The 10,934-nt window shown below is 37.7% G+C and carries 12 protein-coding genes; 5 read left to right on the plus strand and 7 right to left on the minus strand.

Annotation, left to right across the window (positions count from 1 at the left end; translation table 11 throughout):
* Nucleotides 1–93: 93 nt before the first annotated feature.
* Genes FJR11_RS09310 through FJR11_RS09325 form a run of 4 tightly spaced genes read right to left on the minus strand, consistent with a single transcriptional unit; the run spans nucleotide 94 to nucleotide 2,463 of the window.
* Nucleotides 94–318: a type II toxin-antitoxin system HicB family antitoxin gene (locus tag FJR11_RS09310; RefSeq protein WP_168503418.1), complete on the minus strand. Its 225-nt coding sequence runs from the start codon at nucleotides 316–318 to the stop codon at nucleotides 94–96.
* Nucleotides 311–541: a type II toxin-antitoxin system HicA family toxin gene (locus FJR11_RS09315; protein ID WP_168493486.1), complete on the minus strand. Its 231-nt coding sequence runs from the start codon at nucleotides 539–541 to the stop codon at nucleotides 311–313. The genes FJR11_RS09310 and FJR11_RS09315 overlap by 8 nt, the downstream gene beginning before the upstream one ends.
* A 13-nt stretch (nucleotides 542–554) precedes the next feature.
* Nucleotides 555–1,340: an ABC transporter ATP-binding protein gene (locus tag FJR11_RS09320; protein WP_168503419.1), complete on the minus strand. Its 786-nt coding sequence runs from the start codon at nucleotides 1,338–1,340 to the stop codon at nucleotides 555–557.
* Nucleotides 1,330–2,463 carry a branched-chain amino acid ABC transporter permease gene (locus tag FJR11_RS09325; RefSeq protein ID WP_168503420.1) on the minus strand — a complete coding sequence of 378 codons (1,134 nt, stop codon included), beginning with the start codon at nucleotides 2,461–2,463 and terminating at the stop codon, nucleotides 1,330–1,332. The genes FJR11_RS09320 and FJR11_RS09325 overlap by 11 nt, the downstream gene beginning before the upstream one ends.
* 145 nt (nucleotides 2,464–2,608) lie before the next feature.
* Here FJR11_RS09325 and FJR11_RS09330 point away from each other — a divergent pair, with 145 nt between their 5' ends.
* From FJR11_RS09330 to FJR11_RS09345, 4 genes are all read left to right on the plus strand, one after another.
* Entirely contained in the window at nucleotides 2,609–2,809 is a 201-nt protein-coding gene (locus tag FJR11_RS09330) for a hypothetical protein (RefSeq protein ID WP_168503421.1), read from the plus strand.
* Between the two features lie 84 nt (nucleotides 2,810–2,893).
* Nucleotides 2,894–3,151, plus strand: a complete 258-nt coding sequence (locus tag FJR11_RS09335) for a cytotoxic translational repressor of toxin-antitoxin stability system (RefSeq protein WP_168503422.1) — start codon at nucleotides 2,894–2,896, stop codon at nucleotides 3,149–3,151.
* A 125-nt stretch (nucleotides 3,152–3,276) separates the two neighbouring features.
* Complete coding sequence (locus tag FJR11_RS09340; RefSeq protein WP_168503423.1) at nucleotides 3,277–4,863, plus strand: glucose-6-phosphate isomerase; 1,587 nt, start codon at nucleotides 3,277–3,279, stop codon at nucleotides 4,861–4,863.
* Between the two features lie 195 nt (nucleotides 4,864–5,058).
* Nucleotides 5,059–5,676 carry a CAP family protein gene (locus FJR11_RS09345; protein ID WP_168503424.1) on the plus strand — a complete coding sequence of 206 codons (618 nt, stop codon included), beginning with the start codon at nucleotides 5,059–5,061 and terminating at the stop codon, nucleotides 5,674–5,676.
* Nucleotides 5,677–5,733: 57 nt separating this feature from the next.
* Here FJR11_RS09345 and FJR11_RS09350 read toward each other — a convergent pair whose 3' ends face one another.
* Genes FJR11_RS09350 through FJR11_RS09360 form a run of 3 tightly spaced genes read right to left on the minus strand, consistent with a single transcriptional unit; the run spans nucleotide 5,734 to nucleotide 9,944 of the window.
* Nucleotides 5,734–7,218 (minus strand): DUF1802 family protein, encoded by a 1,485-nt coding sequence (locus FJR11_RS09350; RefSeq protein WP_168503425.1) that lies wholly within the window; start codon nucleotides 7,216–7,218, stop codon nucleotides 5,734–5,736.
* Between the two features lie 2 nt (nucleotides 7,219–7,220).
* On the minus strand, nucleotides 7,221–9,224 hold the full coding sequence (locus tag FJR11_RS09355) for a P-loop NTPase fold protein (RefSeq protein ID WP_168503426.1): 2,004 nt from the start codon (nucleotides 9,222–9,224) through the stop codon (nucleotides 7,221–7,223).
* Nucleotides 9,225–9,275: 51 nt separating this feature from the next.
* Complete coding sequence (locus tag FJR11_RS09360; RefSeq protein WP_168503427.1) at nucleotides 9,276–9,944, minus strand: hypothetical protein; 669 nt, start codon at nucleotides 9,942–9,944, stop codon at nucleotides 9,276–9,278.
* Between the two features lie 409 nt (nucleotides 9,945–10,353).
* Here FJR11_RS09360 and FJR11_RS09365 point away from each other — a divergent pair, with 409 nt between their 5' ends.
* Entirely contained in the window at nucleotides 10,354–10,839 is a 486-nt protein-coding gene (locus tag FJR11_RS09365) for a hypothetical protein (protein ID WP_168503428.1), read from the plus strand.
* The last annotated feature ends 95 nt before the right edge of the window (nucleotides 10,840–10,934 follow it).

The raw sequence follows: 10,934 nt of genomic DNA on the forward strand, positions 1-10,934 counted from the left end.
AAAATGCTCTTTATTCTCAAATATTGTCAGGGTTTAGGATTGTGCTTTACCCCTACAGATTGATTCTTTAATTCTAACTTTATTTACTTAAAATTAAGCTGCTGTTAATGACTTTCCGACAATTTGCGGTTCGGGTATTGGTTGTCCGTCTTCTAAATAAGATGAAATCAGCATTTCTAAAACTTCCTGAGCATTTTTTAAAGCCTCTTCGTAAGTGTCTCCATGGGTATGACAAAACTCTCCCCATTCAGGAAGACTTACCACAAAGCATTTATCTTCTTCTGACCATTGAATAATGATTGTGTAATGATTATTCATTTTCTGCTTCCTCTTGAGCTTTTTTAATTTCTTCTATTCTTTTAATAGCGTTATTAACGTCTTTCTCCTGGTATTCCTTCGCATCTTTTCCGTCTTTACCTGATATAGTAACTCTCCCAGATAACAAAGGATGATACCAGTTAGTATGACTACCTTTTCCAGTCCGACAAGTAAAACCTGATTGCAGTAATAAATTTTTCAGTTCTCTAATTTTTTTGGGCATATTTAATACAATATTATTGTCCCAAATATGCTTCTAAAACCTTGGTATTATTTTGGATTTCTGTAGGTGTACCAACGGCTAGATTTTGTCCTTCAGCTAATACCCAAACTCTATCACATAAGGACATAATTACATCCATGTTATGCTCAATAATCAAAAATGTCATGCCGTCGTGACGATTCCACGCTAAAATGCGATCGCTTATTTCATCAATTAACCTGGGATTTACGCCAGCAGCAGGTTCATCTAACAATATTAACTTAGGATTAGTCATCAACGCTCGACCAATTTCTAAAAGTTTCCGTTGTCCTCCAGATAAACCACCGGCATAATCAGCGGCTTTTTTTTCTAAACCTACTGACTCTAATAAAAACATTGCCCGTTCTTTTAATTGCTTTTCTTCTTTAGCAACAATGTGGGGTTGAAATTGCACTTGCCAAAAGTTCTCACCGGTTTGTTTTTGCGCCCCCAAAAGCATATTTTCTAATACTGATAACTTCGATAAAACCCGTGCAACTTGAAAGGTTCTCACTAATCCCTGTTGGGCAATTTGGTATGGTTGTAATTGATGAACAGGTTCACCATCAAAAATGACTCTACCTTTATCTGGACGGATAAAATTAGAAAGTAAATTAAATAAAGTAGTTTTCCCAGCCCCATTGGGACCAATTAATCCAGTAATACTCCCTTTGATAACTTCAATATTAGCTTCTTGAACTGCTTTAATGCCGCCAAAACTTTTACAAAGCCCCGTTGCAGCTAATAGAGGTAATTGGGGTGATTCGATATTATTTACCAAGAGTCAGTTCCTCCTTTTTCCCTAAAATACCTTGAGGCCGCCAAATCATCAACACCATTAAAAGTAACCCAATAAACATGATCCGAAAAGCACCTATGCGTTCTACATCTAGGGGAACAATTTTGGGTAAAAATTCCCTAGTTAGGGCATCATAGGTAAAGAAAATAACTGCACCTAAAATAGTCCCCAAATTATTCCCAGAACCACCTAAAATTACCATAATCCAGGCATCAAATGTCAGTTGAGGTTGGAAATTATCAGGATAAATTGCTCCTAGTTGCCAAGCAAAGAACGCCCCAGCAATTCCCGCAATTGCCCCACCTAACATTAATGATTGTAGTTTATAGGAAAAGACGTTTTTTCCTAATGCTTTGGGAACTTCTTCATCTTCACGAATAGATTTTAGCACTCTTCCCCAAGGAGAACGGACTAAAATTTCTAACCGCCAAAATACAAAAGCCAAAATTAACAACACAAACAACATTAAACCCGCTTTGGGATTATAATTATACAGTCCGATCACACCAGAAATATAAATTGCAGCAGCTAATAATCCTAAAGCAATTCCCACTATCAACCGCGAAGTAAATTCTTGTCGAATACTGCTATTTCTAATTGTAATATTACGGGCAGAAATTTGAGCAGTTCGCACCCAACCCCACAAAGAAAATAATGTAATTCCTGTTAATAAAGTTAATACCCCAATCATCACCAAGCGGAAAAATAAATTGGGAGTTGTTGATAAAGGGATAACATAACTTTGCACACCGAAAGATCCCGATATCCACGCATTACCCACAGGTAACTCCTGGTTATTGACGATCAATCGAATCAATTCACCTGTACCAATAGTGACAATTGAAAGATAATCTTCACGTAAGCGCAGAGTCGCAAAACCAATTAATAAACCTAGCATTGCGGCAACAATTGCCCCAATTCCCGCTGATAGCAGCAAGGGTACGCCCTTCAAACTTAACAAAACTGTTGTATATGCACCTAAAGTCATAAAAGCAATATGACCAAAGTTAATTAAACCCGTAAAACCCCACTGTAAATTGAGTCCTAGTCCAAATAGGGCAAAGGTTGCAGTAGAAATAGCCAGAAAAATCAGATATTCAATCATAGGTTAGTCAGTTGTCAGTGGTTAGTGGTAATTATTTATTTGCTGCCCTGCTTCTTAGTGCCATAAATTGTAGTTTATCTTGAAGATTATTGAGGATTACTGTTTTAATATAAAAAGTCAAATGGTATTAAATGGTAACAAATATATGAACTTACTACGGATTAGAATGCACCATCTCATTGAACAACTAGCTGAGGAGGAGTTGTATGGCGTTTGGAATATTATAGAAGCTTCCCATTATGACTTTTATATGCTTAAGGCTATAGAAGAACTTAAGGAATTTCAGCAACCGTGGGATATGCTAACTCTAGAAGAAGCTACCAAACAATTGATGTTTTTACCCTAGGGTAAACCAGGTATTTTACGCCATTTTTGCGTAAATCCTGGATCAGACTATCTTCCCAATCCCTTTGAATCTAGGTAATGGTTAGTGAATCACGAAGTGCGTTACGCTAGGTCTTTTTTAATGGACCTTAAAAGTTTAGAACCTGCTGCCTATGAACAGGTGTATAATTTTGTCTTTGTTACCTTAGCCGAAAAATTACAGCCCCATAACCTCCCAGAACTGCGACAGCTTGATCAGGAAGGGATTTTTTTTCGCTTTAGTTTAGATAAATACTTGATAGCTATAGAAATTAGGGGAGAAATAGTCAAATTCCTGCGTGTTGTGCCGATGCCAGATGTGTAAAGCAATATGAACCTAATATCCCCATATTCGTTATTCTATTAAAAACTGTATAAGACAAAGCAGGGATCGCCAAAACCATACATTAAACTTGTGTTTGACCAACACTTTATTTGAGATTCCCATATATGGATGCTCAGGCACTTTGGCAACGATACCAAGATTGGTTATATTTACACGAGGGATTAGGACTATATCTAGATATTAGTCGGATGCGGTTTGATGATGCGTTCGTGGCATCATTGCAGCCTAAATTTGACAAAGCGTTTGCGGATATGGCAGAATTAGAAAAAGGGGCGATCGCCAATCCCGACGAAAACCGCATGGTAGGACATTACTGGTTGCGGAATCCAGACTTAGCCCCCACCCCCGAACTCACCCAAGAAATAGTTCAAACTTTAGAACAAATCGAAGCTTTTGCCGACCAGGTACACACCGGGTCCATTCATCCCCCCAAGGAATGCCGCTTCACAGATATCATCTCCATTGGTATTGGTGGTTCAGCCTTGGGTCCCCAATTTGTCGCTGAAGCCCTTTCCCCGGACTTACCTCCCTTACAAATTCACTTTATTGACAATTCCGACCCCACCGGAATTGATCGGGTTCTTGCCCAACTTGGCAATAAACTAGCCACAACCTTGGTATTAGTAATTTCCAAATCTGGAGGCACTCCCGAACCTCGCAACGGCATGATTGAGGTCAAACAAGCCTACACAGACCAAAAATTAGACTTTGCTAAATATGCAGTCGCTATTACTGGACAAGATAGCAACTTGGATAAAGTCGCCAAATCTGAAAATTGGTTAGCCCGGTTCTTCATGTATGACTGGGTGGGTGGACGTACCTCGGAAATGTCCGCTGTCGGGCTAGTACCTGCGGCATTACAGGGCATTGATGTCCGTGCCATGCTGGATGGTGCAAAAGAAATGGATGATGCCACCCGCGTCGCTGATCTCAAAAACAACCCAGCCGCTTTATTAGCCCTTGCTTGGTATTTCTCCGGAAATGGCAAAGGTGAAAAAGATATGGTGGTTCTCCCTTACAAAGACAGCTTGTTGCTATTTAGCCGCTATTTGCAACAACTGGTGATGGAATCTTTGGGTAAAGAAAAAGATTTAGACGGCAAAACTGTATATCAAGGGATTGCAGTTTATGGTAACAAAGGTTCAACCGACCAACACGCCTATGTGCAACAGTTGCGCGAAGGTGTCCCCAACTTCTTTGCCACCTTGATTGAAGTTTTGGAAGATCGTCAAGGAAAATCCGTAGAAGTTGATCCTGGTGTGACTTCTGGTGATTATCTCTGTGGTTTCTTGTTAGGAACTCGTCAAGCATTGTATGAGAATCACCGCGATTCCATTACAGTCAGTATTCCTCAAGTTAATGCTCGCACTGTGGGCGCGTTGATTGCATTGTATGAACGGGCTGTAGGTTTATATGCCAGTTTAGTAAATGTCAATGCTTATCATCAACCAGGTGTGGAAGCTGGTAAAAAAGCCGCTGCTGTGATTCTGGATTTACAAAACCGAGTTTTAGAAGTGTTAAAAACTCAGAAAAAAGCACTTTCTATTTCTGAAGTTGCAGATATTGCCGGCGCTGCTGAGGAAGTTGAAGCAATTTACAAAATTCTCCGTCATTTACACAGTAATAATCGGGGTGTGGTGTTAACTGGTGATTTGGCTAAACCTGGCAGTTTAACTGTTTCTCTCGGTTAATAAAATTCTCTTCGTTAATTAATGAGATCCTCGATTTCTTTAGGAAGTCGGGGATCTTGTTTTTTGTATTTCCTAGGTTGAATTAAGCGGAGTTTGACTCAACCATAATAATATAGTTTCTTATTAGAGGATGGGCTTTATTTGTTATTGTAGAGATGATAATCTACTTACTCAAAAAATAGGAAAGATAAAAGCATGAATAAGTTCTTTTCAACTTTAACTCTAACAACAGGTACAGCTTTAACTCTCATATTAACAGGAATAGCTCCATCTCAATTTGCAGGTATGATTCCCATCAGTAGTAAACCCGTTCTAGCGCAGACATCTATTAATTTAGATACTTTTCGTACAGCTTCCTTATCTAAACATAACAGTTATCGAGCTATTCACCGTAGTCCTAGCATGGCAATTAGTAGTTCAATCAATAATACTGCTCAAAGCTGGGCGCAATACCTGGCGACCAATGGATTGTTTCAACATAGCACCCCCAGTCAACGGAATAATGCTGGAGAAAATTTGTATGTTTACTACACTACGGCTACCTCAGTAGACCCAGCCACTCTTGCCAATTTAGCAATTAAGAGTTGGTACGACGAAGTTTCCGCTTATAACTACAATAATCCTGGGTTTTCTAGCGCCACTGGGCATTTTACCCAGGTCGTGTGGAAGAGTAGTACCCAATTAGGTTGTGGTGCAGCACAAGGCACTAAAACGATGAATGGCACTAAATTCAACGCTTTCTATGTCGTCTGTAATTATGCGCCCGCTGGTAACGTGCAAGGACAGTTTCCCGCTAACGTGCTGAAACCGTAATTAATTATCGTTGGGGGTTAGGCGGGGGAACGGGGACGGAAGAGAGAATAGTAATTTTTAATTAATTGATAAGTCTCGCAAATAGTAAAATTTATCTGTTTTCCCATCATTTCCTTTTTCTCTTCCTAAATAACCTGTTAATGGTGATGATAGTTCTATTAATAAATCATGAGTTATTTCATTTGTTAAATTTTGCTTATTAATTGCGTTGTAATGAACACGAATTTCTGTAACTGTTAGCTGTTGATGGGTTATTTGTAAATTATCGTTATTTTGTGCAGAGAGTTCTTTGACAGTTTTGATAATTTCTGAACGTAATTTAATATCCTGTTCTACTTGTACAATATATTTTTCAACTTCTTGATCAGATTGACCAGGTTTTAAATATTCTTTGAGTTTAAATAAGTCTATTGAATTACGATATTTACTTTGCAGTTGAACTAGTTTTTCTAATGTTTCTGGGTTAATAATAGCCATATCTTGTACTTTTGCTGCGTCGTTTAGTTGGGTTGTAGGTTCACCTGGTCCGATAATTAATTTGGTTGCTTGCTTAAATAGTTCTTGACTTTTTAAGCGAAGCATTCCTAAGTTTAGTAGCTGTACTGCTGTGGTATTAGGAATTTTTTTACCTGATTTACATTCGGAAACTAATGGATAAGGGTATGAACAAAATACATCTACTCCTCCAGCACCTCCTTTATGGAAATAATCAACTATAAAACCTAAAAATTCAAGGCTTTGACGGACTACATTTTCAAAGTCTGTACCTGCTTGATAATTACTTTTTCCTTCGTCTTGTTCTATGCTTCTATCTCCTAAAGCAGCAATTGTTTTTATCCAAGCTAAATCAGCATCTATTGTATTGGTAGTTGCTTCATTACTCCAACCTAAAAATACTTTGATTTCATTTTCTAATTGTTCTGCTGCTGGGTTATTATTGACTATTTGTGATAATGCAACTTGCAATTTTTCTAGTTCAGGATGTAGGGGAGGTTCTCGTTTTTCTAATTGTTGTTTGCGTCGAATAAAAACCTGATCACTTAATACGGGTTTATCTTCGGAAGCAGAAATGTTAGGTAAACCTACAAACTTACCTAATTTATCTTGAATATTTGGATTAGCTGGAACTTCAATAAACTGAGGTAAATGATAAACGCGCAAATAAGCCAGAAAAAAATGCGGACGGTTTTGTAATATTTCCTCAAATCTTTCTGGTTTCCAGATTGTTAATTGAGATAAAATATCTAATGGTGTTGTTTTATCTAGCATTTGACAACGTTCACATTTAGCCCAAGTTTTAATTGAAACTGTCTCAGAATTAACCTGCTTGATAGCAGTTTGAGCAGTAAGTAAAAAACTTGAGCGATAGTATTTTTGAATTGAAAGTTGATTTGCTGAATCATCAACAGGATAAAGTGCAAATTTCTGCCCTGAATTTAGCAATGTTTGGGGAATAGCTACAATAATTCGCCCTTGTATTAAAGCCTCAAAATCGAGAGTAGAAATACATAGGGCTTTATCAATCAAAACTGATTTAATCATGCTTAATTAAATAATTCACTCAAATCATCTGTATCGTCTATTTCTTCAGTAAGGGATGGATTTTTTGAGAAATCATTTAATAGTTCTTCTCCCTCTAAAGTTTCTTCATCTATTTGACCAGAAGGATCACTCAAAATTTCCAGTAATAACGGATTAATACGAGTTAAACTTTGGGCATACTCCAGCACTTGTTCTTCATTAAGTTGATAACTGTCGCGCTTCTGATAAACAGAATAGATGTCAATAAGTGGTCGAATTTCATCTTTATTTAAAGATACCCATTCTCCACCATATTCTTTGACAAGTTTATTGAGATAAGTGTAAGAATCCCAAGCTTTACGAATTTTCTTTTCTTTAGAACGAACTAAACAGCCTCGTGTTAAGTCAAATCTTTCATAGTCGATTAAACGCCACATTCCCGCTCCTACTGTACGTCCATTTGAGTGTTGTAGAACGGCTACACCAATTTTGAACAGCTTGTCTTTTTCTTTGCCAACAAGTTTGAAATTTATCCAACCTTGATTAATTGACTGTGGCTCAATTTCAGTAATATCTTCGATTATTACTTGTTCTAATTTCTCTCCTGTAGGAGTTTCACCTTCTAATTTATAACCTTTTAAACTTTGAAAACAAAAGCGTAAAGCATCAGCAATGATAGAATTATTCTTCTCATCCAGATAATCTCCAATATCTGCCTCACTCTCTATTTTTAATGCTATTTCAAATCGCTTTAATGGTTCCTTGGGTAGAATACTGTCATTAACCTTAACCTCAACTTTAAAATTTTCTGCACACCAGGATAAAGCTTCCCTAACAGTTGGTCTTTTTTTTGCATATTCCCTAAGATTAATTTCTTCAAAAGGGTAGGTTTTTTGAGGTGGTAATAAATTCCTAATTTCATAAAAATCCTTCAGCCAAAGGGTTACTAATTCAACTAGAGAATCACCATCAATATTTCTTAAATCTATCGGTTTCCGTCCCGTATACTTTGAAAGTCTATCAGGCGTACCACCTGGTATCTCTAAAATCTTGTCCTTCCAAGTTTCAGGAAGCATTACTGTGAGAATTACAATACCTTTACCTAGTTCAGAATTTTCGAGAGTATCATGCAGAATTTTGACTAGATTGGCTATGACAATTTCTGTTGATAATCCATTATCAGTACAATTGTTTTTAACATCTATTTCGTCGAAACAAATGACAATAGAATTGTATTGACTAACTAAATTTAAAATTTGCTGAATATTCTTGAGTGCTTCAGCTTCTCTATCTTGATTAGTTTTACTGGGATTTGGTAATCCTAGAACATCAGCATTAGACTTTGCTAATTCCTCACCTCTTAGCCATTTAATTGCAAAAGTTGCCTGAGTTTCTGAAAGCGTCCACAAAATAGCTCGGACAATATAGGGATCTGCATTTAGTTTTGTTTTGAGAACTTCTTTGATCAGCCTGTCCATTAAATTTTTGTTTTTAGCTGACCAACTTATACAAACTTTATCAAATCGTTCCAACAAATCTTGTGCAGAAAGGTTTGGAGCATTGGTGCTGATGGCTTTAAAGCCCTCATTTGCGATTGCTGCTGCTACTTCCTGCCATTGCATCACCCCTTGACTACCAGTTTTACTAAGACTATCTGCTAAAGTTTGCTGAAATTGATATTTAACTAGACTTAAATCGGTATAGTTATTAACGCTCGCATAGACAAATAAAGCACCTCCTTCTCGTTCTAATCTATGACGAATACGGCTGAGAAGATGAGTTTTACCAACTCCTTTTTGTGCGGTAATCGTAATTGATGTAACTTTCTCTTGACTGGATTGGCTGGTACGTACTAATTCAATTGCCTGAAAAACTTTATCAGAAACTTGGGCGTTTAGGGTTGGTACATCGGGGAATCCCTTTCCCCAGACATCCTGTTCTTTAGTGATTCCAGCGTTAGTAAATGGATTGTGACTTTGAATGGCGGCATTGACCGCTTCTATTGGAGAGACAGAAATATTTGTCATGGTTATTTTGTATAGTGTGAGGTACTACAAGGGGGATTTGTGGCAATTTAATTAACTTAAACGCTTTACGTAAGACCGCAATCCGGCTCCAGGAATGGTAATTGAATCTTCACGTTTATCAGGAGTCAAGTCTGGTATTTCTCCAGCAATTAGCTGCACAATGTCGTTCTCCTGTATTTCCAATAGCCATTTTTGGAAATCTTCACGACTCACGCGATCTCCTATTTCTCTCCTAATTCTGTAAATTGCTACTAAATCATTCAGATTGTAGTCCCTATTCAACTTGTCATAAACATCCAACGCGACAGACTTAAACTCCTCATAAGAACCAATCACCGCACCACCAGACACAACCGGCGCAGCTACTACAACATCAATCTGACGCAACAATCGCAACAAAGAATTTCCTACCCAAGCACCAAGATTAGTATTAAACTCAAACTCATCACTACGCAAACCCGCTTTCAACACATTTAAGCCCGTCGGTGACGTGAGAGTATAACTAATTGTAGAACCCTTTTTAGTAACAGTAACAGCCCCCTGCATTTCTAAATCCTCTAAAATAGCTTGATAATCCGCTTTATTCTGACTCTTGGAGTCTATCCGCTTCGTCAATTTACCCCTAGCCACTTTCTGCTGACTTCCTCCCAAATCCCACAATGCAAGCAGTAAGCGAGTTTTAGCATATAAAGTCTGTAAATTCTTGGCTTGGGTGTTCATATTCAGTATCCTAATTAACTAAAAAGATATTATAAGTATTTTATTTGTTACTTGGACAAAGTTCAAATAATATTGACTATTTTGATGTAAATAAGACAAAAATCAATATTTTTTTAGAGAAAATTATCGTATTTTTAACCAATGAAAATACTGATTACAGAAATAAATAAACATTCAGTATTTATACCGTAAATACCCTAAACCAAGAAACTTAATTGCATATTTCCTCAGAGGTAAGAAATTAGATTCGCTTATATCAGCAGAAAGATGGAAGACTGAAAAAAATAGTTCATGATTACACATAAATGCTATGCCCGTGCTTTTCTAGGGACGAAAAAACAACCAAAAGCTCAAATCTGCCTTGGCATCTGTACGGAGATAAAAAAGTCCTAAATTATGGAAATAAAGAATGAAGACTATAGATAAAGAGCGTAAACTCGGCTTACGCGTGCAAGCAATACTGCTGTCAACATTACTTTCAGTTCTTTTATTAACTGGCTGTGGCGGTGGTTCTCAAAAAGCATCAGTACCCCCACCTGTTGATGATACAGCAGGTAGAACCATGAGCGATCGCTCTCCAGTTAATCAACCCGAAGCTAAAAAAGGATTGTCCACAGGTCAGAAAGTTGCACTTTTAGGAGGAGCAGCAGCCCTTTACTATCTCTATAACAAACAAAAAAACGCTCAAGGAACAGGAGAAAAAGGCAAATATTACCTCTCTAAAAATGGGCGCGTATATTACCGCGATGATCAAAACCGCGCTCACTGGGTAACTCCGCCCCCAGGTGGTATTCGTGTTCCCGAATCAGAAGCACAAAAGTATCAAGACTTCCAAGGTTATAACGGACGCACCACAGGTCGAGATCTCACTCAAGTACCAGATGCACGACAATAAGGACACAGATCATGGTTAACGAATTCTTGCAAAAAGCGAAAGAGTTTCTCGTAGGCTTGGGCGATAAACGAGATCAAGAAGAGATACATCCCGCT

It is taken from the genome of Anabaena sp. UHCC 0187, from assembly GCF_009712035.1.
Taxonomy (GTDB): Bacteria; Cyanobacteriota; Cyanobacteriia; order Cyanobacteriales; family Nostocaceae; genus Dolichospermum.